The sequence below is a fragment of the Selenomonas sp. genome (assembly GCF_057272215.1).
In genome coordinates, this window is record NZ_DBHIUY010000002.1 from 163,136 (window position 1) to 188,459 (window position 25,324).

Annotated in this window: 24 protein-coding genes and 1 tRNA gene; 2 read left to right on the forward strand and 23 right to left on the reverse strand. The window is 57.6% G+C overall.

Features of this window, described 5'->3' with window-relative positions; translation table 11 throughout:
* Positions 1-10: 10 nt before the first annotated feature.
* From dnaK to ACO5Z0_RS02760, 14 genes are all read right to left on the reverse strand, one after another.
* On the reverse strand, positions 11-1,873 hold the full coding sequence (dnaK, locus tag ACO5Z0_RS02695) for a molecular chaperone DnaK (protein ID WP_485649106.1): 1,863 nt from the start codon (positions 1,871-1,873) through the stop codon (positions 11-13).
* A 53-nt stretch (positions 1,874-1,926) separates the two neighbouring features.
* Positions 1,927-2,550: a nucleotide exchange factor GrpE gene (grpE, locus tag ACO5Z0_RS02700; RefSeq protein WP_485649107.1), complete on the reverse strand. Its 624-nt coding sequence runs from the start codon at positions 2,548-2,550 to the stop codon at positions 1,927-1,929.
* A 30-nt stretch (positions 2,551-2,580) separates the two neighbouring features.
* Positions 2,581-3,609 carry a heat-inducible transcriptional repressor HrcA gene (hrcA, locus tag ACO5Z0_RS02705; RefSeq protein ID WP_442673845.1) on the reverse strand — a complete coding sequence of 343 codons (1,029 nt, stop codon included), beginning with the start codon at positions 3,607-3,609 and terminating at the stop codon, positions 2,581-2,583.
* A 369-nt stretch (positions 3,610-3,978) separates the two neighbouring features.
* On the reverse strand, positions 3,979-4,149 hold the full coding sequence (locus ACO5Z0_RS02710) for a YjfB family protein (protein ID WP_485649108.1): 171 nt from the start codon (positions 4,147-4,149) through the stop codon (positions 3,979-3,981).
* Positions 4,150-4,503: 354 nt separating this feature from the next.
* Positions 4,504-5,166: a class I SAM-dependent methyltransferase gene (locus ACO5Z0_RS02715; protein WP_485649110.1), complete on the reverse strand. Its 663-nt coding sequence runs from the start codon at positions 5,164-5,166 to the stop codon at positions 4,504-4,506.
* Positions 5,167-5,239: 73 nt separating this feature from the next.
* Entirely contained in the window at positions 5,240-6,403 is a 1,164-nt protein-coding gene (gene hemW / locus ACO5Z0_RS02720; protein ID WP_485649111.1) for a radical SAM family heme chaperone HemW, read from the reverse strand.
* 89 nt (positions 6,404-6,492) lie between these two features.
* Positions 6,493-8,289 carry a translation elongation factor 4 gene (lepA, locus tag ACO5Z0_RS02725; protein ID WP_485649177.1) on the reverse strand — a complete coding sequence of 599 codons (1,797 nt, stop codon included), beginning with the start codon at positions 8,287-8,289 and terminating at the stop codon, positions 6,493-6,495.
* A gap of 59 nt (positions 8,290-8,348) precedes the next feature.
* Positions 8,349-9,269, reverse strand: a complete 921-nt coding sequence (locus ACO5Z0_RS02730; protein ID WP_485649178.1) for a hypothetical protein — start codon at positions 9,267-9,269, stop codon at positions 8,349-8,351.
* 111 nt (positions 9,270-9,380) lie between these two features.
* Positions 9,381-10,229: a histidinol-phosphatase gene (locus ACO5Z0_RS02735; protein WP_442676806.1), complete on the reverse strand. Its 849-nt coding sequence runs from the start codon at positions 10,227-10,229 to the stop codon at positions 9,381-9,383.
* Entirely contained in the window at positions 10,226-11,041 is an 816-nt protein-coding gene (locus tag ACO5Z0_RS02740) for an HAD family hydrolase (RefSeq protein ID WP_485649112.1), read from the reverse strand. The genes ACO5Z0_RS02735 and ACO5Z0_RS02740 overlap by 4 nt, the downstream gene beginning before the upstream one ends.
* A gap of 246 nt (positions 11,042-11,287) precedes the next feature.
* Entirely contained in the window at positions 11,288-12,280 is a 993-nt protein-coding gene (nirJ2, locus tag ACO5Z0_RS02745; RefSeq protein WP_442672657.1) for a putative heme d1 biosynthesis radical SAM protein NirJ2, read from the reverse strand.
* On the reverse strand, positions 12,277-13,473 hold the full coding sequence (gene nirJ1, locus ACO5Z0_RS02750) for a putative heme d1 biosynthesis radical SAM protein NirJ1 (protein ID WP_485649113.1): 1,197 nt from the start codon (positions 13,471-13,473) through the stop codon (positions 12,277-12,279). The genes nirJ2 and nirJ1 overlap by 4 nt, the downstream gene beginning before the upstream one ends.
* Before the next feature lie 12 nt (positions 13,474-13,485).
* Positions 13,486-14,118 (reverse strand): TetR/AcrR family transcriptional regulator, encoded by a 633-nt coding sequence (locus tag ACO5Z0_RS02755; RefSeq protein ID WP_442672659.1) that lies wholly within the window; start codon positions 14,116-14,118, stop codon positions 13,486-13,488.
* A gap of 318 nt (positions 14,119-14,436) precedes the next feature.
* A tRNA-Arg gene (locus ACO5Z0_RS02760) sits at positions 14,437-14,514 on the reverse strand.
* A gap of 145 nt (positions 14,515-14,659) precedes the next feature.
* On the opposite strand from ACO5Z0_RS02760, the gene ACO5Z0_RS02765 reads away from it, so the two are divergent.
* Positions 14,660-15,538 carry a YitT family protein gene (locus ACO5Z0_RS02765; protein WP_485649114.1) on the forward strand — a complete coding sequence of 293 codons (879 nt, stop codon included), beginning with the start codon at positions 14,660-14,662 and terminating at the stop codon, positions 15,536-15,538.
* A 98-nt stretch (positions 15,539-15,636) separates the two neighbouring features.
* On the opposite strand, the gene ACO5Z0_RS02770 is transcribed toward ACO5Z0_RS02765, so the two are convergent.
* The 9 genes from ACO5Z0_RS02770 to ACO5Z0_RS02810 all read right to left on the reverse strand — a co-directional run bounded on the left by ACO5Z0_RS02770 (position 15,637) and on the right by ACO5Z0_RS02810 (position 24,277).
* Positions 15,637-17,277: an FAD-dependent oxidoreductase gene (locus ACO5Z0_RS02770; protein ID WP_485649115.1), complete on the reverse strand. Its 1,641-nt coding sequence runs from the start codon at positions 17,275-17,277 to the stop codon at positions 15,637-15,639.
* A 1-nt stretch (position 17,278) separates the two neighbouring features.
* Positions 17,279-17,842 (reverse strand): alkyl hydroperoxide reductase subunit C, encoded by a 564-nt coding sequence (ahpC, locus tag ACO5Z0_RS02775; protein ID WP_442672662.1) that lies wholly within the window; start codon positions 17,840-17,842, stop codon positions 17,279-17,281.
* Positions 17,843-18,051: 209 nt separating this feature from the next.
* Positions 18,052-18,828 carry a histidinol-phosphatase HisJ family protein gene (locus ACO5Z0_RS02780; RefSeq protein WP_485649116.1) on the reverse strand — a complete coding sequence of 259 codons (777 nt, stop codon included), beginning with the start codon at positions 18,826-18,828 and terminating at the stop codon, positions 18,052-18,054.
* Positions 18,825-19,703, reverse strand: a complete 879-nt coding sequence (gene rsmA / locus ACO5Z0_RS02785; RefSeq protein ID WP_485649117.1) for a 16S rRNA (adenine(1518)-N(6)/adenine(1519)-N(6))-dimethyltransferase RsmA — start codon at positions 19,701-19,703, stop codon at positions 18,825-18,827. Before rsmA ends, ACO5Z0_RS02780 begins: the two co-directional genes overlap by 4 nt.
* Entirely contained in the window at positions 19,700-20,344 is a 645-nt protein-coding gene (gene rnmV, locus ACO5Z0_RS02790; RefSeq protein WP_485649118.1) for a ribonuclease M5, read from the reverse strand. Before rnmV ends, rsmA begins: the two co-directional genes overlap by 4 nt.
* A 70-nt stretch (positions 20,345-20,414) precedes the next feature.
* Entirely contained in the window at positions 20,415-21,101 is a 687-nt protein-coding gene (locus tag ACO5Z0_RS02795) for a dTMP kinase (protein ID WP_485649119.1), read from the reverse strand.
* Positions 21,102-21,125: 24 nt separating this feature from the next.
* Positions 21,126-22,610 carry a sensor histidine kinase gene (locus ACO5Z0_RS02800; protein ID WP_485649120.1) on the reverse strand — a complete coding sequence of 495 codons (1,485 nt, stop codon included), beginning with the start codon at positions 22,608-22,610 and terminating at the stop codon, positions 21,126-21,128.
* Positions 22,594-23,307, reverse strand: coding sequence for a response regulator transcription factor (locus tag ACO5Z0_RS02805; RefSeq protein ID WP_485649179.1), 714 nt, complete (start codon positions 23,305-23,307; stop codon positions 22,594-22,596). The genes ACO5Z0_RS02800 and ACO5Z0_RS02805 overlap by 17 nt, the downstream gene beginning before the upstream one ends.
* Positions 23,308-23,401: 94 nt before the next feature.
* Positions 23,402-24,277: a LysR family transcriptional regulator gene (locus ACO5Z0_RS02810; protein WP_442672668.1), complete on the reverse strand. Its 876-nt coding sequence runs from the start codon at positions 24,275-24,277 to the stop codon at positions 23,402-23,404.
* A gap of 259 nt (positions 24,278-24,536) precedes the next feature.
* Between ACO5Z0_RS02810 and ACO5Z0_RS02815 the strand changes: the two genes are divergently transcribed.
* Complete coding sequence (locus ACO5Z0_RS02815; protein ID WP_442672669.1) at positions 24,537-25,313, forward strand: DeoR/GlpR family DNA-binding transcription regulator; 777 nt, start codon at positions 24,537-24,539, stop codon at positions 25,311-25,313.
* Positions 25,314-25,324: the final 11 nt, after the last annotated feature.

Sequence of the window (25,324 nt, forward strand, 5' to 3'; positions counted from 1 at the left end):
CTTCTTACGCTTATTTCTTGTCGTCCTTGACTTCCGTGTACTCGGCGTCGACGACATTGTCGTCCTCGCTCTTCGCACCTGCGTCCGCCGCACCTGCACCGGGAGCTGCACCCGCGCCTGCTGCGGCTTCTGCGCCGCCCGCCTGCTGGTACGCCGCCGCGCTCATCTCATAGAGCGGCTTTTCCAGCTCTTCCGTCGCCTTCTTGATGGCGTCCGTATCCGTGCCCCTCAGCGCTTCCTTGACCTTGTCGGCCGCCGCCTGCACTTCGTCCGCCTTCGCCTTGTCGACCTTGTCGCCGAGATCCTTAATCGCCTTCTCCGCCTGATAGACAGCCGAATCGGCGCGGTTTCTGACCTCTACGGTCTCCTTCTGCTTCTTGTCCTCCGCCTCATGCGCCTGCGCTTCCTTGACCATGCGGTCGATGTCGTCCTTGCTCATGCCGCTGTCGGACTGGATCGTGATCTTCTGCTCCTTGCCCGTGCCGAGATCCTTCGCGGAGACGTGCACGATGCCGTTCGCGTCGATGTCGAAGGCGACCTCGATGCGGGGAACGCCGCGCGGCGCCGGCGGGATGTCGGAGAGCTCGAAGCGTCCGAGCGTCTTGTTGCCCGCAGCCATCTCGCGCTCGCCCTGCAGGACGTGGATGTCAACCGACGGCTGGTTGTCCGCCGCCGTCGAGAAGACCTGGCTCTTCCGGACAGGAATCGTCGTATTGCGCTCGATGAGCTTCGTCGAAACGCCGCCCAAGGTCTCAATCCCCAGAGAGAGCGGCGTGACGTCGAGGAGCAGCATGTCCTTGACCTCGCCGACAATGATGCCCGCCTGAATCGCCGCGCCGATGGAAACGCACTCGTCCGGGTTCACGCTGCGATCCGGCTCCTTGCCGAAGTAGCCCTTGATGGCTTCCTGCACGGCAGGGATGCGCGACGAACCGCCGACGAGAAGAACCTTGTCGATGTCCGATGCCGAAAGACCCGCATCCGACATCGCCTGACGCGTCGGCCCCATCGTGCGCTCGACGAGATCGTGCGTAAGCTCATCAAACTTGGCGCGCGTGAGCTTCAAATCAAGATGCTTCGGCCCCGTGGCGTCCGCCGTGATGAACGGCAGATTGATCGGCGTCTCCATCATGCTCGAAAGCTCGATCTTCGCCTTTTCTGCCGCTTCCAGAAGGCGCTGTGCGCTCATCTTGTCAGCGGAGAGATCAATGCCGTTCTCCTTCTTGAACTCCTCGACCATCCAGTTCATGACGGCGTGGTCAAAGTCGTCGCCGCCCAAGTGCGTGTCGCCGCTCGTCGCCTTGACCTCGACCATACCCTCGCTGAGTTCGAGGATCGAGACGTCGAACGTGCCGCCGCCCAAGTCAAAGACGAGAACCGTATGCTCACCGCCCTTGTCGACGCCGTACGCCAGCGAAGCCGCCGTCGGCTCGTTGACGATGCGCAGGACATCAAGACCCGCGATCTTGCCCGCGTCCTTCGTCGCCTGGCGCTGGCTGTCGTTGAAGTACGCCGGCACCGTGATGACCGCCTGCGTCACCGTCTCGCCGAGGTAGGCTTCCGCATCCGCCTTGAGCTTCTGCAGAACCATCGCCGAGATCTCCGGCGGCGTGTAGTCCTTGCCGTCAATGGAAACCTTGTAGTCTTTTTCACCCATGTGACGCTTGATCGACGCGATCGTGCGGTCGGGGTTCGATACCGCCTGCCGCTTGGCGAGCTGACCGACGAGACGCTCGCCCGTCTTCGTGAAGCCGACGACGGACGGCGTCAGGCGGCTGCCCTCCGGATTCGTGATGACGACGGGCTTGCCGCCCTCCATGACGGAGACGACGGAGTTCGTAGTACCTAAATCGATGCCGATTGCTTTTGCCATGATGAATTCCTCCTAAATGTTCATATCTATAAAAAGAGTTTCCTCTATTTGCCTTAATTTGAAACGACCTGCACCATGCTCGGACGTATGACGCGCCCCTTTACCATGTAGCCTTTTTGCAGCTCCTGCTCGATCGTATCGTCCTCCTTCTCGGGATCCTGCACGCGCATGACCGCCTGATGGAAATTCGGATCGAACTTCTTGTCCTTTGTATCAATGACCTCCAAGCCGTTCTTCGCGAACGCTTCTGTCATCTGCTTGTAGATCATGGAGACGCCTGCGCGGAAGCTGTCGAGGCCAGAACCTTCGGCTAAAAGCGCACGCTCGAAGTTATCAAGAAGCGGCAGCATATCCGTGAGGATGCCCTGCGTGACGACGGCGGCAAGCTCTTCGCGCTCCTTCGCCGAACGGCGGCGGAAGTTGTCGAAGTCCGCGCGCAGGCGCAGCATTTGTGCGTCCTTTTCCGCCAGATCGGCTTCGAGCTTTTCCGCACGCTTCGCCGGATCGTCCGCGCCATTTTCCGCCTCTTCGGTACCCTCATGGCTCCCTTCGGCAGTCTCCTCGCCAGTATCGTCCGCTGCTTCTCCCGCCAACTCTGCCTCGTCGATCTCGCGCTTCATCTCTTCGAGCTTTTCCTCGTCCTTCTTCTTCAACTCATCCTTCATGAATGATGGCATTCCCTTCACCTCGTATTTCATGCTATGCCGCTACCAGCGGAAAGGCTGCACGAGCGCAGCGATATGGCGGTTCAGATAACCCAAGAGCGCCATCGCCTTGCCGTACTCCATGCGCGTCGGCCCTAAAACGGCGATCGTACCCAGGCACTCGCCGTCCAAGTGGTACGTCGCGCGAATGATGCTGCAATCCTCGATGCCGCTGTACTCGTTCTCGCGGCCGATCGTGACGACAAGCCCTTCCCGCGCCTTCTTCTGCAAGACCCCTTTGACGAAATCTTCCTCTTCGAGCATCGAGAGAATCGAGCGTACACGCGCCACATCGCGAAATTCCGGCTGCGCAAGCATCTCGGTCGTGCCGCCGAGGTAGAGCCTTTGCTCCTTTCGCTCCTCGTCGAGCGCTTCGTAGATCAGCTCCAACGCTGCCTGATAAAGCGACTCATCCATGACCTCGGCGCGTATACGCTTCAAGGCGGCTGCACCGATGGAAGAAAGCTTCTCGCCCGACAGACATCGGTTGATGACTTCCGCCATGCGCTGGAAATCTTGGAACCGCGCACCCTTCGGCATCTTGACGACGCGGTTCTCCACGAAGCCTGCGTCCGTCATCAAGACGGCGATGACGCGCCCTTCGCCGAGCGGCAGAAACTGCAGCGTGCGAAAAGAAGCCTCGGCAAGCTGCGGCGCAAGTACGAGTGCGAGATTCTTCGTCACACGCGAAATGATCTTCGCCGTTTCCTGAAAGACGCTCTCGATGCGCTTCACGCGCTTTCGATACCATTGATCGATCAGCGCCCTCTCACGCGCGTCAATCGGCGTGGGCGAGAGCAGATCGTCCACATAGAGGCGATACCCCTTCGATGACGGGATTCGCCCCGAGGACGTGTGCAAATGCTCCAAGTAGCCCATATCCTCAAGATCCGCCATCTCATTGCGAATCGTCGCCGGACTGACGCCGAGATCGTGCCGCCGCGCCACCGTGCGCGAACCGACAGGCTCCGCCGACGAGATGTAGTCATCGACCACCGCCCGCAAAACGCGCCGCTTCCTTTCATCAAGCATTCTCACACCTCCTCTGAGAAAATTTTTTTAGTGCGTGTAGTTTACTATGAAAGTCCAAGAAGCCAAGCCAAAGGCGCAGGCTGATTGGCTAACTTTCATTAAGGGCGGCGCACTTTTGTCCACAAAGTGGACGTTTGTGCGTGTAGCTCATGCTGTTAGCACTCAATCGTCTTGAGTGCTAACCCATGAGTCAAATATACACGACAAAAGTCAAAAAGTCAACATCTTTTTTGTCTTTCGCAAAAAAGTTTTCCCATGAAAGTCCAAGAGGTCAAGCCAAAGGTGCAGACCGATTGGCTAGGCTTCTGTAAAAACGATTGAATACAGCAAAAAGGGGCTGCCGCACATTTTGTGCAGCAACCCCCTTTTTCATACCGAGATATCAATATTGTTGCCGACCGCAGGGTCGAGACTTTCCAACATCTCGCCCACAGCTTCTTCCGTCGTATCCATCGCCATCTTCATGACAGAGATGCCAAGCTGCTGCGTAAAGCGTGCCTGGTTCATATCGACCGACATCGCCGCTATGCTCATATCCATCGAAATCGCTCCTTTCCTTTCTATTATTATCGTAAAATCCCTAAGAAACTTTAAGGAAACACGACTGCGCTTTCCTATAGCTCTAGGGAAACGCTGATAAAATGAAGTTGCCCAGATTTGCACAGATGCGCTGTGCCTATGGCGGTCAACGTCGACCAATCATGCGGCGCACTTCGCGCTTGCATTCTTGGGACGTTTTCGCATACGAGCCGTTGCCCAATCGCCTGCGTCCTTCGGACTTGGCTCTTGGACGACTCAGTAAGGAGACAAACCGCAGGCGTAGCGGTGCTACGTCGAGGAATTGTCGACGACGAGAGGACCGCGTAGATGTGTGAAGATGGGCGGCTGAATTTATCAGTGATTCCCTAGATTTTCTCCCACGGTAAGGAGCAGATACCCCTGCCCCATGATGCCCGCATCAGGATTCTCCGTGAACCAGCGCTCCAATGCTATGCGCAGATAATGCCCCTCGGGCAGAAACGCCTGCACTGCATGCATAGCGTCTATGGTATCCTCGCGAACATTGCCATAGCCTGCGAGCAAAAACTCATCGAGCAGAGAATCCTGCGGCATCTCCAAGCCCCACGGCCAGACGCCCGCTTTTTCCATCATATATTTTCCCGCATGATAGGCGAGGGAATGTGCGTTAGGTATCATGGATATCATTGTGCGACAAACAGGACGCCAAAGGTCGAGAAGGCGAATGCGCTCCTCTTTTTGAAAGTGTTCCAGCAAACCCGCTTGAAAGGCAAAGTCAAAACTTCCATCGGGAAAGGGCAGCTTCTGTGTCGCATCGACGAGACGCACATCAAGAGAGATGCCCAGCACTTCCGCCGCACGCTGCACCAAGGCGACGCTCGCCTTCGAATAGTCGAGCGCCGTCGCACGCCGTCCTGCCAAAGCAAGCGCCAAAGATGTCTCACCGCTGCCGCAGCCGATTTCCAGCACACGATCACCGGGCTGCGTCATCGCAATCATCTTGCGGCTCCATGACATAAGCATATCGTTCCGCACCATTTATACGACCCGCTCCAACATCGCTTCATTGTAAAGCTCGCCCCATCCTTCAGCGTCCAAGGGCGTTTCGTAATCATTCTTCCCCATGAATTTCATCCCTCTCCAACAAAAATTCTTCAAAGGCGCGGTTGCCGAACTTCATGCCCTGCGCCGTCAGCCGAATGCTCGCCGCCGTCTCTTCGACAAGTCCCGCCGTCTGCAATCGCGCGATCACTCCGCCGTAGACCTCGCGCACATCCGAGGCGAATGTCTCGCGAAAGCGGCATTTATCAATGCCATACGCCGTGCGAAGCGCAAGGAAGGCGAATTCTTCGATGTGGCTTTCGCGCGAGCAAGGCTTTTCTTCCCTCGCAGGCGACAGTCCCGCCTCGATGCAGGCGATGTAGCGGCAAAGACCCTTCTCGTTCTCCATGCGCCGCCCTCGCCAATACGAGTGCGCCGCTGCGCCGAGACCGATGTAGGGCACGTCCTGCCAATAGGCGAGGTTGTGGCGGCTCTCTTCACCCGCTTTCGCGTAATTCGAGATCTCATAGCGATGATAGCCGAGGCGCGGCAGTTCCGCCGTGATATAGTCGTACATATCGCCGCACTCGTCATCCGTCGGCAGATGAAGCCGTCCCGTCTCTTCCATGCGGGCGAACGGCGTGCCGTCCTCAACGACAAGTCCATAGACGGAGATGTGACCGATGTCGAGCGCAGCGGCTCGCGCCACACTGTCTTTGAGATCGGCAAGCGTCTGTCCAGGCAGTCCGTACATGAGGTCGAGGCTCACGCGAAATCCTGCTTCTTTCGCCATGCGCACAGCATCTTCCGCTTCCCGCGCCGTATGCATGCGCCCGATGGCAGAGAGCAGCGCGTCGGAAAACGACTGCACGCCGAAGCTCAGACGGTTGACGCCCGCCGCCAAGAGCCGCTTGAGAAGCGCCGCGTCCACCGTGCCGGGGTTCGCTTCGACGGTGAATTCCTCCCCGCCCATCAGTCGAAAGCTCTCGCGCAGGGCGCAGATGACAGCGAGAAGGTCGTCTGCCAAAAGCGCCGTCGGCGTGCCGCCGCCGATGTAGAGGGTACGCACCGCTCCTTCCTGCAAACGACGACAGCCCTGCGCCGCAATCTCGCGGCACAGGGCTTTTCGATAGCGGCTCATCCATTGCTCTTCTCCTGCGTATGAGGGGAAATCGCAGTAAAAGCACTTGCGGCGGCAGAAGGGAATGTGAACATACACGCCGAAATCGCCCATGCCGGAGCCCCCTTTTCCTTCCGGATTCTCGCTTGTCTCCGCCGCTCGGCAGTTCCCGCAGCAAAAGGAATCGCAGGACCTCGCGGGAATCAGTCGATCTTCAGAATCGCCATGAAGGCTTCCTGCGGCACTTCGACGCTGCCGACCGCCTTCATGCGCTTCTTGCCTTCCTTCTGCTTTTCGAGCAGCTTGCGCTTTCTCGATATGTCGCCGCCGTAGCACTTGGCGAGCACGTCTTTTCGCATGGCACGCACGTTCTCTCGCGCGATGATCTTGTTGCCTACCGCCGCCTGGATCGGAATCTCGAACATCTGCTGCGGGATGATCTCCTTGAGCTTCTGCGCGAGCTGGCGGCCGCGCGTCGCAGCGCGGTCGGCGTGGACGATGGTCGAGAGCGCATCGACAGGATCGCCGTTCAAGAGAATGTCGAGCTTCACGAGCCGCGATTGACGATAGTCGGCCAGCTCATAGTCGAGCGAAGCGTAGCCGCGCGTCGTCGACTTCAGACGGTCGAAATAGTCGTAGATGATCTCACTCAATGGAATATGGTAGATAATCATGACGCGGTTCGTGTCGAGGTAGTCCATGCTCTCAAAGGTGCCGCGCTTTTCCTGCGAGACTTCCATGACGGGACCGACATAATCCTTCGGCACGATGACCGTCGCCTTGACGAACGGCTCCTCGATGAAGTCAATCCCTGTCGGCGGCGGCAGTTTCGACGGGTTGTCAACTTTGAGCATCTCGCCGTTTGTCTTGTGGACGTGGTAAATAACGGACGGCGCGGTCGTGATGAGCTTCATGCCGTACTCACGCTCAAGCCTTTCCTGTATGACATCCATGTGCAGAAGTCCCAAAAAGCCGCAGCGATAGCCGAAGCCGAGCGCAATCGACGTCTCCGGCTCGAAGATCAGCGCAGCATCGTTTAATTGCAGCTTTTCGAGCGCATCCTTCAAGTTGTCATAGTCGGCGCTGTCCACGGGATAAAGTCCACAGTAAACCATCGGCGTCACGCCGCGATAGCCGGGCAAAGGTTCCGGCGCAGGGTTCTTCGCGCTCGTCACGGTGTCGCCGACAAGCACATCGCGCACGTTCTTCAAGCTGCCCGCGACGAAACCGACCTCGCCCGCCGTCAGCTCGCCGAGTTCTGCAGGCGCGGGACGGAAGCAGCCGACGTCGGTCACCTCGAAGGTCTTGCCCGTCGCCATCATCTTCAGTTCCATGCCCTTCTTGATATAGCCTTCCATCAGGCGCACATGCGCGATCGCGCCCTTGTACGAGTCGAAGTACGAGTCGAAGATCAAGGCGCGAAGCGGCGCATCGTCCTCGCCGGAGGGCGGCGGGATGCGCTCGACGATGGCATCTAAGATCTCCTCGATGCCCGCGCCCGTCTTCGCCGATGTCAGAATCGCCTCGGATGCGTCAAGCCCGATCGCCTCCTCGATTTCCTCCTTGACGCGCTCGGGATCAGCGCTCGGCAAATCGATCTTGTTGATGACGGGAATGATCTCAAGGTCATGCTCCAGCGCCATATAGACGTTCGCAAGCGTCTGTGCCTCGACGCCCTGCGCCGCATCGACGACGAGCAGCGCCCCCTCGCAGGCAGCGAGGCTTCTCGACACCTCATAGGTGAAATCGACGTGACCCGGCGTGTCGATGAGATTGAGTTCATAGACCTCGCCGTCCTTGCCGCGATAGTGCAGCCGCACGGTCTGCGCCTTGATCGTGATGCCGCGCTCACGTTCCAGCTCCATGTTGTCGAGCACCTGCGCTTCCATTTCACGCTCGGTCAATGTACCCGTGCTTTCAATGAGGCGGTCGGCGAGCGTCGATTTGCCATGATCGATATGTGCGATGATCGAAAAGTTGCGAATGTATTTATTTTGCATCAAAAATTCCTTTCCCTTTGGGTCGGCTCATTGCAAAAGCGCGGATATATCCTGCACCGTCAATCCGTGTCGCGCAGGATGCGCCGCTCTGCGTTCGGCTCTAAACTCGCACGATAGAGCCACGCGAGATTTGCCGCCGTGTAGGTGCGCAGGCGCAAAAGGCCTGGATATTCCTTGCTGTTTTCGTGTATGCCGTGGAACGTCAGATCGGTTTCCTCCAGATCCTGCCAATTCGTTTTTGGCGTCCAGATTCTGCCCCGCTTCGTACTCACCGTTCCCATCGGCACATTCAAGATACGTTTGAGGAACTGGACCTCCTGCATCGCTCCCTTGGCGTCTTTTTTCGTGACCCACTCCCAGTAAAAAAGCTGCTCGCCCTTAATGCGCATCGTCGCGGTATCGGCAATGGCGCTTTCCTCGCCGCCATCGGGCAGACGCACCTTCCAAAGATCAATCCAACGCGAAGCCCCGAGCTTCTCCAATTCACCCATACCGAATACGCTGTCAACGATCGCTGCATAGAACGTCTCATCATACTGCTCCGAAGTCATCTCCTTCTCCGAGCGCGGCGTATGGTTCGACCAGATGATATTTCCCTGACTGTCGTAGAAGTCCTCTTCCAAATAGCGCAGTGTACGGTTCTGCGGATTGACTTCAACGAGTGCGATGCTGTAGGCAAGCGACGACGGATCCGGCAAGATGTCCTTGATGCCATAGTTGTCGATCGTCTCCTTTGCCCCTTCGTAACTGAAGCCTGTCTTGATCCAGCCGTGAATGACCGTCGGCACAGCACGCTCCAATCCCGCGACGTTGAGACTCTTGACGACGGTGACGCCGTTCGGTGCAAAGTACTTGCTGTATTTCGCATCCGAAGCCAGCCAATACCAATCGTCCGACGCATCCGAAGCCGCCGAAGCACAGCATGGCATGATCGCAAAAAAGAGTGCGAAAACGACCGGGCCCCATAGGTTTTCCCACATATTTTTCAAGGTGACTCCCCCTTTTCTCTTTGACAAACGTACAAATCTCTCCCCCATATTGTACGAAAAATCCGCTTGTCTGGCAAGCGTTGAAAGAAGCGGATGCAACAATCAGCCGAGCGGCACAGCCTCGCGCTCCCTCTTCTTAAAGCGCAGCGTCGTCTCGTAGCCGAAGCGGCGCGCATAGGCGACCGCCTCGTCGTTGTATGCGCCCGCGTCCTCGGGCTTGTGCGCGTCCGAGGTCGTGATGACGGGCAGTTTGTGCGCCGCCGCGATGCGCATGAAATCCTCGTAAGGCGAGATCTCTGCAATCGGATAGCGGTAGAGCGTGCCCGTGTTGATATCGACCGCCATCTGCGCCTTTTCCATCGCGCACACGGCACGTTCCAAGAAAGGCGTGACGTCGAAGTCGGGGAAGTAGCGGAAGAGGCGGATGTTGAACGGATGCCCGAGCACATCGTAGAGCTTCGAGGCGCAGAGCTTCTCGATCTCCTGCGTGTACCATTCGTAGATGTCAAAGAGCGCGATGCGATCCCACTCCGCCTTGATCTCGGACGAGTCGTATGCCCAGCCGCGAATGAAGTGAACCGAGCCGATCACATAGTCGAAGTCGTATTTGCCGAGGATTTTTGCGACAGCCGTCTGATCTTGGAAGTTGCAGACCTCGATGCCCGTCTTGACCGCGTGCTTCGCTTTAAGTTTCGCCATGAAGGCGAAGTATTCGTCGAGCGTATACTTGAACTTGTTCTTCTTCAGCCACTTCTGCTGAAAACTGCCGATGAAGGAATCGTCCAAGATGAGATCATCGTAATAGAGCGGCTCGAACTCGGGAAACGTATGGCTGTGCTCGGAAAAGCCGATCTCCGCCACGCCGCGCGCCGCCGCCGCCCGAAAGAATCCCTCCGCCCACGCTTCATCATAAGAGCCGTATTCCAAGTGCATGTGGTAATCGAGCTTCATGATCTTCCCCCCTGCATCTTTCCTTCATCGAGCAGCCGGCGCAGGATGCGCAGCACGCCGTGCTCCGTGTTGGGCGGCGCGATATGCTTCGCTGCCGCCTTCGCCTTCGGGTGCGCATTCTCCATCGCGTAGCTCTCGCCTACCGCGCCGAGCATCTCGACGTCGTTCAGATAGTCGCCGAAGGCAAGGCACTCTTCGGGGCGAATGCCCAGAAGCTGCTGCACGCGGCGCACGGCAGCGCCCTTGTTCACGTCCTTTTGCATGATGTCCACCCAATAGTTCGAGGAGACGACGACCTTCAATTCTCCGGACAAGTCCTGCAGCGACGGATAGATCGTGCGCTCGGCATCTGCATCCACGGGATCGCATATAGAAAACTTGATCGCTGTGTCATGCACAGCGGAAAAATCTTCGACCATCTTGTATTCCGTATAATATTTTTCCATCTCGGTGAAGAAATCCTCGTTGCGCTCCGTCACATAGGCGTACGCCTTGCCGCACCAGACGGTATAGGCGCCCTTGACGGCGGCGGCCAGGCGCACGATCTCCCTGCACAGAGCAGGCGCGATCGTCGTCGAGAAAAGCTCCTCGCCGCGCCGCACGACGTAAGCGCCGTTTTCCGCGCAAAAGATGAGATCTTCCGCCCACGGTCGGAAGTGACGCAGGAGCGCCGCATACTGCCTGCCGCTCGCAGGCGCAAAGAGCACGCCGCGCGCCTTGAGTTCGGCGAGCATCACGCCAAGTCCTTCGGGCAAATTCCCCTGCGCATCGAGAAGCGTACCGTCCATATCGCAAAATACCAGCTTGATCATAAGAGCCGCCTTTCCAAAACTCCATTAAGGAAACACGGATAAATTCAGCCACCCATCTTCACACATATGCACTGTCCTCTCGTCGTCAACAAATCCTCGACGTAGCACCGCTACGCCTGCGGTTTGTTTCCTAGATAGGAACAGTGCATCTGTGCAAATCCGGGCGACTTCATTTTATCAGCGTTTCCTAAAAAAAAACGACGGCACGCTTTTCGACGCACCGTCGCTTTTGCCTATTTCATTATACTATCCCTTGCGCCCGTGGTAAAGACACCAAGGCTCTTCCGCCATATAATCGCCATCGTTGTAGTAGGCGGCACGCGCGCGGCAACCGCCGCAGGCGCGCTTATAGTCGCAGGTGCCGCAGCCGCCCGAATATTCAAGCGTGCGCAGCTTATTCAGCACCTCGCTGCTCTTCCAGATCTCGTCAAACGGCGTCTTGCGCACGTCGCCAAGCTCCATATTGAGATAGGCGCACGGCTGCACCTTGCCGCGCGGGCTGATGATGCAGTAGCTGAGTCCCGCGAGACAGCCGCGCCGAAAGCGCGTCTTGATGCCCATTTGCCCTGCAATGCGCAAAAACTGCGGCGCACACGTCGGCTTGAGTTCGATCGCGACTTCCTCCGACTTTTTCATGATGCGCGTCAGGACGCTCTCATACGCTTCGGCGCGAAGCGATTCTTCCTCGATCGTCTCGGCGCGCCCCGTCGGCACGAGAAAGAAGAAATGATGCGCCACCGCGCCGAGTTCCACGGCGAAGTCCGTGATCGCCTCCAATTCCTTCTCGTTCCAGTCCATGACCGTCGTATGAATCTGAAACGGCAGCCCCGCCGCGCGGCAATTCTTCATGCCCTCGACGGCGCCCGCCCAGCCGCCCGGATAGCTGCGGAATGTATCGTGCTTCGCGGGCGACATCGAGTCGAGCGAAATGCCCATGCCCATCGCGCCCGCCGCCTTCAAGTCGTGCGCCATCTCGGGCGTGATCAGCGTGCCGTTTGTGCCGAATACCGAGCGCAGACCAAGCTTCGTCGCATGTTCTACAAGTTCCAGAATGTCGGGGCGCGTCAGAGGCTCGCCGCCCGAAAAGATCATGATCTTAAACCCCGCGCGTGCGATCTCATCGAGGAGCTTCTTCGCCTCCGCCGTCGAAAGCTCCTCCTCCGCCTTGCAGCCTGCATCGCGGTAGCAGTGCTTGCAGTACATGTTGCAGGCGTTCGTCGTGTTCCACGATATGATCATATCGCCGCCTCCTCACGCGCAAGTCCGATCTCCTCGTCCGTCAGATAGCACGAAGGATCGCTTGCCCAGAAGTCTCCCGTACGCGCCTCGGCACGCGTGCGGAAGTTGCCGTTGCAGCACGAAAGGTAGCGGCATGAAGAACATCGGCCGGTAAGGAGCGGCTTCCGATCCTTGAGTCCCGCCAAGATGGCGTTCGATGTGTCCTGCCAGATCTCGCCGAATTTTCGCTCGCGCACATTGCCGAAGGTATGGTGCTGCGTGAACTGATCGGGATGAACGTAGCCTAAGGGATCGACCTCGCCGAAAGCGATGCCCGAGCGATTGCCGCCGTTCATCGAAATGTGCTTCCACACATGCTCCGCCGCCGCCTCGCCCTTCTCCCTGAGCGTCTTAAGGTAGATATAAACGCCGTCGCAGTGGTTGTCAACCGTCAGGATCTCCTTTTCCAGACCGCGCTCCTCGAAGTCCTGCGTACGGCGGATGATCGTATCCATAGCGCGGCGCGACTCCTCTGCCGTCACATCCTCTTCCATCATCGCGTTGCCGCGCCCCGAATAGACGAGATGATAGAAGCATACGCGGTTGATGCCCTCCTCCTCGATGAAATCGAAGATCTTGTCGAGTTCCATGATGTTGTGATGATTGATCGTGAAGCGAAGCCCCACGCGCTGCCCGACCGCCGTGCAGTTCTCTATGCCGCGCATCGCCGCCTCGTAGGCTCCATCCTTGCCGCGGAACTTGTCGTTGACGTCCTTGAGGCCGTCGAGTGAGATGCCGACATAGCCCACGCCGATGTCTCGGATGCGCTCTGCCGTCGCGCGGTCGATCAGCGTGCCGTTCGTCGAGAGCGTCGGGCGCACGCCCTTTGCCGCCGCATATTCGGCAAGCTCGAAGAAGTCGGGGCGAAGGAGCGGCTCGCCGCCCGAAAAGAGCAGCACGGGCACGCGAAAGTCTGCGAGATCGTCGATGAAGCGTCGGGCTTCCTCTGTCGTCAGCTCGTTCTGATACTTCTTTGCGTCCGAATTCATGTAGCAATGGCGGCACTTGAGATTGCAGGTCTTCGTCGAATTCCAGACGACGACGGGTCCCATACCCTCGGCTGCACCGTTTCGCATACGATGCGCATTCTTCGTATAGCGCAGCGAGTCGCCGAAATACTCGCGCGCGAAAAGCAGCTTCGTAACACTGATCATAAAAAGCCTCCGTTATTCCTCTTGATTCTCTTGCTTGTCTTGATTCCCAACGACACGCATACCATCAAGAATCAGCCCCAGCTTCAATCGCACGTTCTCTTCGAAGGGAAGCCCAAGCTTGCTGAACGCCGCCGCCTGAAACAGCGAATGAAACAGCTCCGAGATGATCGCTGTCGGGATGTCGCACCGAAACTCGCCGCGCTCCTGCCCTTCCTCAACCAAGCGCGTGAAAAGCACCGTAAAAGGCGGCGCCGCAACGGTAGCTTCCGATCGTTTCAAGAGCGTCGCCTGCTGCGCCGCACGCAAAAAGAGCGGCAGAACATAGCGGTTCTTCGCAAGAAGCATCGCCGCCGACAAGAGCAGCTCGCGCAGGATCTCCGACACCGGCCTTTGCTCTTCGGACAAAATGCGCACCTTTTCTCCAAGCTCCTGCATAATGCGCCCCAGAAGCTCCATCAAGACATCGTCCTTAGAAGAAAAATAATTGTAAAATGTACCGATGCCGAGATCTGCTCCGTTCATGATGTCCGCGATCGCCACATCATCCAGTCCCCGGCTCTGAAACAAGCTCGATGCCGAATCAAGAATCGCCTTGCGCGACTGGATCTTCTTCAGCTCGCGGCGGCTCAGCTTCTCTTCTCCCATAAAAAATCCCCCTCTGTCAAGGACAACACTCTGTCTCGTAGGAATCGCAGGCAACTTCAGCCGCCCATCCACACACATCCAAGCGACTTCATTTCATCCGCGCTTCTCTAACAAAACTCTCCCATAGCCGTCGGCAAAACGGCTGCTCTTCATCAATACCCTTTTCCATTATACATGAATCGACTTCATTTTTAAAGTAAAAAATGAAGTCGATTCATATTGAGACAAATTTCCAACGCTTTTTTCTAAATCGCTTCCAGCCAACATCTGCAAGGCATAAAAAAAAGCACCGGTTCGCACCAGTGCTAAAATCCAAAATGGTGACCCAGGAGGGACTCGAACCCCCGACCCTTTGATTCGTAGTCAAATACTCTGATCCAACTGAGCTACTGAGTCACAAATTGACGGCTTTCGCAATCAACATGCGTTATTCTATCACAGGAAACATCCCTTGTCAAATAAAAATTTGCACGGTCTATCAATTTTCCGTATAATAACCTTGTTGGACATGTTTCGCGCCAGCAAGAAAGGATGTGTCCCCATGAACAAAAAATGCCGCGCAGAAAAAAGCCGCAAGAAGCGTTTGCTCGCTCTCTTACAAAAATACGTACTGATCTTCATCGGCGCCGTCATCACCGCCGTCGGCCTTGAGCTATTCCTGATTCCGAACAACATCATCGACGGCGGCGTCGTCGGTCTCTCCATCATGGCGCAGGCAATCACCGAAAAACCCCTAGGGCTTTTCCTCGTCCTCTTCAATATCCCGTTCCTCTACCTTGGCTGCAAGCAGATCGGCAGAGCGTTCGCCCTCGCCACCTTGACAGCCATCGCCCTTCTCTCCGTATGGTCGGCATACTTCGCCCCGTTTCCGACGGTCACGCAGGATCTTTTCCTCGCCGCCATCTTCGGCGGCATCATCGTAGGTCTCGGCGTCGGTCTCATCATCCGTTCAGGCGGCTCGCTCGACGGCACGGAGATCGTCGCCATCATCCTCGACAAGAAGTCTGTATTCTCCGTCGGCGAAGTCGTCATGTTCATCAACCTCTTCATTCTTTCAAGCGCCGGACTTCTCTTCGGCTGGGACAAAGCGATGTACTCGCTCGTCGCCTACTTCGTCATCGCCAAGATGATCGATGTCGTCGTGCAGGGGCTTGACGAATCCTACGCTGTCATGATCGTCACCAACGAGCCTGACGAAATCAACACTGCCCTCGCCGAACGATTGGGACGCGGCGTCACACTCCTCTACGGGGAAGGCGGCTACACGGGCGAAGAAAAGAAAGTGCTCTATTCCGTCGTCACGCGCCTCGAAGTCGACAAGCTCAAAGAGACCGTTCTCGACATCGACGAAAACGCTTTCGTCACCATCAACGCCGTTCACGACATCGTCGGCGGCAGGTTCAAGAAAAAGGGGCATTAAAGAGGCGCTGATAAATTCCGTGCATAAAAAGACAGGGGCTTTCGCATGAGTTGAACCCAGCTCATGCGAAAGCCCCTCTATTTCGTTCTGTTCCGTGTCTACGCCTGCTCCAACAGATCGAGGAGCTGCGAGACGGTCTTTTTGCCGAAGTGGAACATCGCATCATCGTCAATGAAGAAACACGGCACGCTCATGATGTTGTACTGCTCCTTGATCTCGGGGAAGAGATTCAAGTCGTATACATCCGTCTTGATGTGCGGATTGAGTGTCGCAATGCGCTGCGCGCTCGTAACCAGCTCGGGGCACATCGTGCATGAGAGCGTCACCAGAATCGTGATATGATGATCTTCCGTGATCGCTTCAATGCGCGCACGGTCTTCGTCGGCGACTTTTTGTCCTGCACTCGAAGCATTGTAAAGAGCGAGCACGAAGCTCGTGAATTCATGTCCGCCGGGGACGCCGTGGAAAGCAATCCCCGCCCAGCTGCCATCCGCGTTGTAGAGCCGCACGTTCGGTACGCCCGTACCGCCTGTGATCTCAACGGACAGCTTCTCCGTCATCTCTGCAAGCTGCGTCATGAAATCCAACAGCTCGCTCGAATGCGGGTCGTCGCTCAAAGCGACTTCCAAGCGCAGCGGGCGTTCCATGCGTTCGAACACCGTCGCAAGCTGCTTTCGCATCTCCGGCGTAAACGGGCCGCTCGCCGAAGCTACCGCCTCGCCTTTCCCCGTATCCTTCGCCTTGTGCTGCACAGCGCGCCGCACGTCGCGATGCGCCGTACGCCCCGTCTTTTGCTCCATCTTTGCAGCGTACTTCTCCATCTCCGTGGCGGCAAGCGCACCGTCTCCCGTCGCTGTCACGACCTGGCGCAGCGGCTTGATGCATACGTCGCCCGCCGCATAAAGTCCTGCAACCGTCGTCTGCTGCTGACGGTCGGTGACGATATATCCATGCTCGTCAAGCTCGGCGATCCCCTTGACGAGATCCGTTGACGGCTCGTACCCCGCAAACACGAATACACCGAAGGAATCGCCTCCTTCGGGTGTGAATACGGTACGCTCGCCCGTGGCAAGATTTTTCCATGTAAGTTTGCGCGGCAGCGCGTCGCCTTCGACCGACTCGACTTCCGACTGGAAGTGAATCGAGATCTTCTCATTCTCGCGTGCCGGCTCTGCCGTCGCCGGGGCGCAGGTGAAATCTTCCTCTCGCACCAGAATCGTCACATGCTTCGCATACTTCGTGAGGAACACGCTCTCCTCCGCCGCCGCAAAGCCGCCGCCGATGACGAATACATCCTTGCCCGTGAAAAACTCGCCGTCGCATGTCGCGCAGTAAGCGACGCCGTGCCCGCGAAACTCTTTCTCACCGGCAAAGCCGATCTGTCTCGGATGTGCCCCCGTCGCGAGCAGCACGGTGAATGCTTCAAGGTCGCCGCGGCTCGTATGCACGCGCCAAGTATCGCCTTCCTTTTCGAGCGAATTGACCTCAGCAAGCAGGAATTCCGCACCGAATCCCTCCGCCTGACGGTGCATCTTCGCCGTGAGGTCAGCGCCGCTCGTAGGGTCGCTGCCCGGATAGTTCACGACTTCCGCCGTGAGTACGATCTGTCCTCCGAATGTTTCCTTCTCCACCACGAGCACACGGCAGCAGGCTCTTGCCAAGTAAATGGCGGCGGTCAGCCCCGCAGGGCCGCCGCCGATCACTACTGCATCATAAAGCTCGTCTTTCTCCGCCGCCATCTCAGAGCGCTCCCACGAGATCGAGCGTCGGCTTCAGCGTCTCAGCTCCGGGCTGCCACTTCGCGGGGCAAACCTCGTCGCCATGCTCCGCAACGAACTTGCAGGCTTGAAGCTTCCGCAGAAGCTCGTCGGCATTGCGCCCGACGTTGCCCGCATTCACCTCGTAAGCAACGATCCTGCCTTCGGGGTTTACGATGAACGTGCCGCGCTCAGAAAGACCGGCATCCTCGATGAGCACATCGAAGTCACGCGCGAGAACGTGCGTCGGGTCGGCAAGCATCGGGTAGGTGATCTTCTTGATGCGCTCGGAATGATCGTGCCATGCTTTATGCACGAAGTGCGTATCGCAAGAAACGGAATAGACCTCGCAGCCCGCTTCCTTAAACTTCGCATAGTTGTTTTCAAGATCCTCCAGCTCCGTCGGGCAAACGAACGTAAAATCTGCCGGGTAGAAGAAGAATACGCTCCACTTGCCGAGCACATCCGCTTTCGTCACCGTACGGAACGCCTCATTCTGATAAGCCTGTACCGAAAAATCTCCGATTTCCTTGTTGATTAACGACATAATCAATCACTCCTATCGAATAATTATTATTGTTTGAGCTGATGGGTAAAGGATATCATAGGACAAAAATATTGTCAAGCCCTTTTTGAAAGAAATTTTCACACACCCGCCTTTTGAAAAAGAACCGGCTTCGCTTCCATCCCCCTGAAAGAACGATGGCGAAAGCAAAGCCCCCCCTCGCTTCCTCAAAGAGTATTCTTCGAGAGCGCTCAGCAATATTCCTTCTTCCGCGCCAAAAAAGTTACAACCGCAAGACCAAGATCGGCAGCAAGCTCATGCGCTTCCGTAAATGCGAAGCCGATGGCGGCGGCATCATGCGCATCCGAACCGAGCGTGACTTCTTTGCCGCCCATCTCACGGTACCGCGTGAAGATCGGCACGAGCGACGCCTTGCCCTGCGGCGCATCGAAGCGGCGCGTGTTGAGTTCAAGCACCGTGTCCGTCTCGACGAGCGCGCGCAGCACCTCGTCGATATAGTCGCCGTAAGCTGCATACGTCAGCTCCGTATCCGAGTAAGCGGCATAACGCGCGATGTAGTCGATATGCGCGAGGATGTCGATGAACGCGCCTTGCGAACGCACGCAGCGCGCCATCGTTTCAAGGTAGAGGCGATAAAGATCATCCTTTGCACGATCCTTATAAATGTCTGCATAATAGAGATCGTGCCCCTCGATCGTATGAATGGAGCCGATGACCTGATCGAACGGCGCTTCTTCAACGAAAGCCCGATTCTTCTTTGCAAGCCCGTCCTGCATACCAAGCTCCACGCCAAGCCGCAGATGCTCGCCCTCGCCGCGCAGGGCTTCGTACTTCGCCCAATAGTCCTGCGGCGAAAAAGTGAAGTCTTTCTCGCCCGGGAAGTTCATATCTTCGTGCTCCGTGAATACGGCGCCGATGCCAAGTTCGGATGCTCTTTTCAGCGCATCTGCCGCCTTCATCGACGAGTCGGCGGAAACCTCGGTGTGCATGTGACTGTCAAAAATCATGCGTTTGCCTCCTGTCCGTCATCTCTTTTCCCCGCAAAAAAGACATTGGCAAGATGTGCGAATTCAGTCAAGCACAGCGTCTCGCCGCGCCGCTGCGCGTCGATGCCGGCTTCTTCGAGCGCACGACGCACAGCCGTCTTTGATGCGCCGACGCCTAAAAGCGCGTTGGCAAGCGTCTTGCGCCTCTGCCCGAAAGCGGCTCGCACGACGCGGAAGAACATGCGCTCATCTTCCACTTCGACGGGCGGCTTCTCTCGTTTTCTGCAAGCGATGACGGCGGATGCGACCTCGGGCGCGGGGATGAAGGAGCGCGGCGCGACCTCTCTGACGATGCGCGGCTCCGTATGGTACTGTACGGCGACGGACAGCGCTCCGTAGATCTTCGAGCCGGGTGCGGCGATCATCCGCTCCGCCACTTCTTTCTGCACCATAGTCACGATATGCGTGATAGGCAGATGCTGCTCAAGGAGCGCTAAGAGAATCGGCGTCGTGATGTAGTACGGCAGGTTTGCTGCAACCTTAAAGGTCTGATTTTCCATGAGGGCGCGGATATCCGTCTTTAAGATGTCGCCGGGCACGACACGCAGATGATCGTAGGAGGCAAGCGTCTCGGCGAGGACGGCGGGCAGCTTCTTGTCCAGCTCGACGGCGGCGACGTGCGCCCCCGCTTCAAGAAGCCCCTGCGTCAAAGTGCCGATGCCGGGTCCGATTTCCAAGACGCGGTCGCCTGCGACAATTTCCGCCGCCGCCACAATATCTTTGACGACAGCGCCATCGACGAGGAAGTTCTGCCCCAGCCGCTTCGAGGCGTGCAGTCCAAAAGATTTCAAGATGTGGCGTGTGACGGCGGGGCTGGCAATCTCCGGCGCAATCATGACGCCCCTCCTTTCATGCCCGCATCATCGGCAGCATCGGCGCGAAGCGGCAAATCTTGCGTCGCGGCTGCATCCGGCGCACGACCGCACATTTGCGCCGCAGTCTCATCTTCCATATCAGCAAGCGCCGACGCGAACTCCTCGCGCGTCACGCCATAGCTGTTCAAGCGCCTGCAAAACGTACGCGCGTTCGCCCAGCCGACGCCAAGCTTTTCACCAAGCTGCGCACGCCGCGCACTTGCGTCCTTGCCGCCCGAAAGTCCCGCGAGCAGGAGATCTCGGCTCGTAAACTCTTCACGCGGCGCAATCGTACAGGTGCGCACCTTAGAAAGCGCGCGGCGGATCGCTTCGGGCGACGCCTGTTCGACGCCGATATCATCATTCGCCGTCGCTTCCTCGCGCGGAATGAAGGCGTGCCCCGCCTCGGGGAAGCGCTCGGCAAGAAAGCGACGGATGCGCTCCCCCGCAGAATCCGGATCGGTGAGGATGATGATGCCGCGTCTCTTGTACGCCGCCTCGATGTCGGCGAGCGCACGCCTGCCCAGCGAGAAGCCGCCCGTCACGATGCAGTCGGCGTCAAGCGCTTTTTTGATGGCGGCGACATCCATTTTCCCTTCTACAACAAGAACTTCTTTCAGCATATCTTTCCCTTCTCCGCAAAGGGGCTGCGCACAAGCCCACGCCAGCTCATGCACAGCCCTCGTTATATGGTTACAAACTTCCTTCCAAGACCCGACGCACCGCTTCATAGATCTTCTCATGCACAAGCTCTCGAGCCAGCGGCTCGCCCGCGCTGCTGCAAACGATGCGCTGCCAGCCCAAACGCGCAGCAAGCGCAACGGACGCCGCATGACAACGCTCAAGATAGCCCGTGTCACGCTCATGGATGTCTTTCTCTGCACCGCTCGCCGCCGCACGCGCCGCAAGCAGGCGACGGCTCACGGCAGGATCCATATCGAGGAACACGACGAGATCCGGACGCGGCAGTGCGAGCTTTCCATACTCAAAATCCTCGATCCACGCGAGAAAAGCGTCGTGCTCTGCCGCATTTTCGAGTTTTACCGCCTGATGCACCATATTCGCCGTTGTGTAGCGGTCAGCGAGAATCACGAAGCCCGCCTCATAGTCCGTGCGCCACTTCGTCTGAAACGAAGCATAGCGATCGACGGCAAAAAACGCAGATGCGGCATAAGCGTTGACTTCCGACGCCCGCGCACCGAAGTCGCCGCCGAGATACATGCGCACGAGCGCCGACGACGGCGAGCCGTAGTCGGGGAACTCGATTTGGCGCACGCGCCGACCCTCGGCACAGAGCCGCTCAGCAAGCAGCCGCGTCTGCGTCGCCTTGCCCGAGCCGTCGCCCGCTTCCAAGATGATGAGTTTTCCTTTTTCCTGCACAATGCCGCCCCCCTGCGCCGCCGCTCATTCCACGCATGGTATATGCAGGATGAACTTCGTCCCCCTGCCCAGCTCACTGATAAGCTCGATGCCGATGCCATGCTGATCGGCGATCCAGCGTGCGATGGAAAGTCCCAGCCCCGTGCCGCCGGGAGCATCCATCCTCTTCGTACGCGAAGAATCTACGCGATAGAAACGCTCGAACACCTTGTCCTGATGCTCCTTTGCGATGCCAATGCCGTTGTCGGCAAGACTGAGCTGCATCTCACCCGCGCTGCGGTGCATCTCCACCGTGATGCGGCCGCCCTTGGGCGTATACTTCATGCTGTTTTCGAGGATGATGCGCATCATGTGTTTCATGAGCAGCGGATCGACGTAAACCGTCCCCGCTTCATTCGCCAACAGCTCGACCTCATGCTTCGTCGCAATGAGCGCCATCTTCTTCACGACATCGTCAACCAAAGGCGCAAGCTCCAGCCGCTCTTTGTGCATGGCGAGCCGCTTTTGATCGGCGCGCGCAAGAAACAGCAGCTTCTCGATAAGCCCCTGCATATCCTCCGCCTCCGAGCGTATGGCGGTAAGCCCTTCTTCAAGCGTCTCGGGATCACTCGCTCCCCAACGGCTCAACATATCCGAATAGCCGCGAATAACCGTAACGGGCGTCCGCAGCTCATGGGAAGCATCCGACACAAAGCGCCGCTGCTGCTCGAATCCCGTCTGTATGCGCTCGATCATGTGATTGAACGTCTCAGCAAGCTCGGCAAGCTCATCTTTGACGGGCGGCACAGCAATGCGCCGGCTGAGGTCTGTGACCTCAAGCTCACGCGCCGCCTGTGTCATCGTTCGAATGGGGCGCAGAATACGGCAGCTGATGAAGTATCCCGCACAGAGCGCCAAGACGATGCCCGCGAGATTTGTGACCGTCAGCACCTTCTGAAGCATCGTGAGGAAGTGCCGCTCCGCCGTGATCGTACGGAAAAAGTGCAGCACATAGGTGTGCCCATTCTGGTTGATGATGACCTTATGGTAGTAAATGTGTGTATTTCCAATGGTCGAAACGTACATCGCCGAATTCGCCCATATCGGCGGGTGCTTGTCGATGTGCGACTCGACGAGCTTGATCGACGGATAGTGCGTATCCGACTCATAGACGACGGGACCATCCGCCCCTTCGGTCACGCGCAGCACAACGCCGGGCATCAGCAAGTCATCCTGATAGACGGCAAAAGCGAGCGGATAGCGGCGGCGCATGTCGGGTGCCGTCTCATTGAACACTTCCGTACCGTGCTCGATCGCCGCCAGAACATGCTCCTGTGAGCGCGTAAGCTCGATCTCCGCCTGGTGGTACAGAGAAAAGTAGATGCCGATGGACGAAACTATGCTGGTAAAGACAAGCACAAAGACAAGCACAGCCGCATAGACGAGCGTCAGCCACGTCGAAATGCGCATGTGGCGCGAGGAACGCAGACGAGAAAGTGCACGCCAGAGTCGTCTACCCCTTGACCGCATAGCCGACGCCCCGCACCGTGTAGATGTACTTGTCGTCGAAACGCTCATCAATCTTCGCGCGCAGGTAACGGATATAGACATCGACCACATTCGTGTCGCCTACATAGTCATAGCCCCAGACCTCCTGCAAAATCTGGTCGCGCGTGAGCACATTGGGCTTGTTGCGCAACATGTACTCAAGGAGGGAATACTCCTTCTTCGTCAGCTCTACAAGCTCGCCCTTCACGCGCACTTCGTAGCGTCCGGGATAGAGCACAAGCTCCTTGACCGCCAGCACACGCTCATCACGATTGCCGTCCTCGTTCGCCTTGTGCACACGAAGCGCTGCACGCACACGCGCAAAAAGCTCCTGTATGGCAAATGGCTTCGTCAGATAGTCGTCGGCGCCAATGTCGAGACCATTAACCTTGTCCTCCACATCATCTTTCGCTGTCAGCATGATGATCGGCACGTCGCTGATTTCCCTCACGCGGCGGCATACCTCAAGTCCGTCCATATCCGGCAGCATGATATCCAAGAGCACGAGATCGTACTGCTCCTGCACGATGCGCTCGTAAGCGCGGCGGCCGTTCTCCTCCGACTCCGTCACGAAGCCCTCATGCTCAAGCTCCATCTGCAAAAAGCGCGCGATGCGTTTCTCATCCTCGACAATCATAATCCTCTTCGGCGCCTCGGCTGCTCCCGCCGCCTCTATCATACCTGTCGCTTCTGCTTTCGTCATGCTATGTCCTCCTGTTCCATTGCTGTCATCCGCCGCAGCCCTTCCTGCGGAACGAACGCTCCCTCCGGCTTCAGCCCAGCCGCTCACGAAGGAGCGTCAAAAAACTCGCCGCCGCCGCAGAAAGCGCACGGTCGCGCTTCCACGCAATCACCGTATGCGTAAGAATCTCCGGCTCGACAATCCGCTTGCAGACCATCGTTTCATCCGTCAAAAGACTCTTCGCCGACTGCGGCAAAATCGCCGCGCCTAACCCGGCTTTTGCCGCCAGCACATCTTGCACAATGCTGTCGCTCAGACATAAGATATGCGGTTCGAATCCGGCCTTTCGACATGCGGCGAGAAAGACGCCCTGCCAGCGCAGCGGAATGATGATCGCCTGCTCCTTGAGTTCAGCGAGCTGCACACAATCGTCCGCCGCACCGCAGGCGCGAGTCTTATTCACCATTACGGCGAGCGGTTCGTTCGCGAGCACGATGGACGCATAACTCTCACGCTCGACCTCCGTGCGCGTGATGGCAATCTCGATGAGACGATTGTCGAGCATATCAAGAACGCGCGCGCCCTCCGCTTCGAAAATTTGAAACGTCACGCGCGGATGCGTCTTGTGAAACGCCGCCAAAAGCCCCGGTACGAGATTCGCTCCCGAGCTTGTGATCGTACCGATGCGCACCTCGCCCGCATCTCCTTCACCCACGTCGTGCATCTCGCGCACCGTGCCGTCAACCAGCCCAAGGATCTGCTCGACGCGCCCCTTCAAGACGCGCCCCGCTTCCGTCAGCCGGATACGTCGGCTGCCGCGCTCGAAGAGCTTCACGCCAAGCGTGCCCTCAAGCCGCTTCATCTGTCTGGAGAGCGCCGGCTGCGCGACGGCGAGCCGGCCCGCCGCATGGCTGATGTTGCCCTCCTCGACGATCGCATAAAAAGCGCGCATATCCTTTATATCCATTCGTTCTCTCTCCTTCGGCGTCCATGCAGCATCCAGCCGCCGCATCCATGAACTCCCTTCTATTATACGGGCGCACCTTTCGCAAGGCAAGTGAATTTCCTCTGAGTATAGGACGCCCATTTCCCTCTGCAGCGCCTTGCAAAATATATATTTTTCTAAAAAGGATCCAAGAAAAACCAAATTTAGGGCTTGAAAACTTTTTTCCTTTCGGGTAAAATTGGAGAAAATACGATAAATCAATAGCGATGGAGGCGAGAACATGTTTCTTGTGGAACGTCATGATGCCATTCTTGACATCCTTGCACGCGACGGTAAAGTGCGCGTCAAAGATCTCAGCGACCGATTTCATGTGACGGAGGACTGCATACGCAAGGATCTCGGCGCACTTGAAAAGCAAGGCAAGCTCAAGCGCACCTACGGCGGCGCTGTCATACGCCGCGAAAATCCGCACACCATCGAGGTCAGCAAGCACCGCAACATCGACGTCGAAGCGAAGCGGCGCATCGCACGCGCCGCCATGCACCTCATCCACGAGCACGACATGGTGTTCCTCGATATCTCGACGAGCAATCTCGCCATCGCCGAGCTTCTTGTCCAAGACGAGCGCGAGCTGACCGTCGTCACGAACATGATCGACATTCTCTCGATCCTCGCGCAGAACCCAAAGATCCGCGTCGTATTCGTCGGCGGCGTCATCAACAAGAGCCGCGACGGATTCTGGGGCGGCATGACGCTTGACCTCATCTCACGCCTGAAACCCGACATCGCTTTCGTCGGCGCCGTCGGCGTCGACGTCAAGGAGAACAGCGTCTCTACCTACGACATCGAGGACGGCATCAACAAAGCAGCGATCATCCGCGTCTCCAAACGCGCCTACGTCGTCGCCGAAGCGAGGAAGCTGAGTTCCGACGGCAATTACAACTATGTGACGCTCGACACCCTCTCGGGGCTTATCACCGACTCACGCCCCGCCGCCGATATATGCCAAGCCGCCGAAGACTACGGCGTAGACATCATTCTGCCGCAAAATATTTGAAAGAAGGTTTT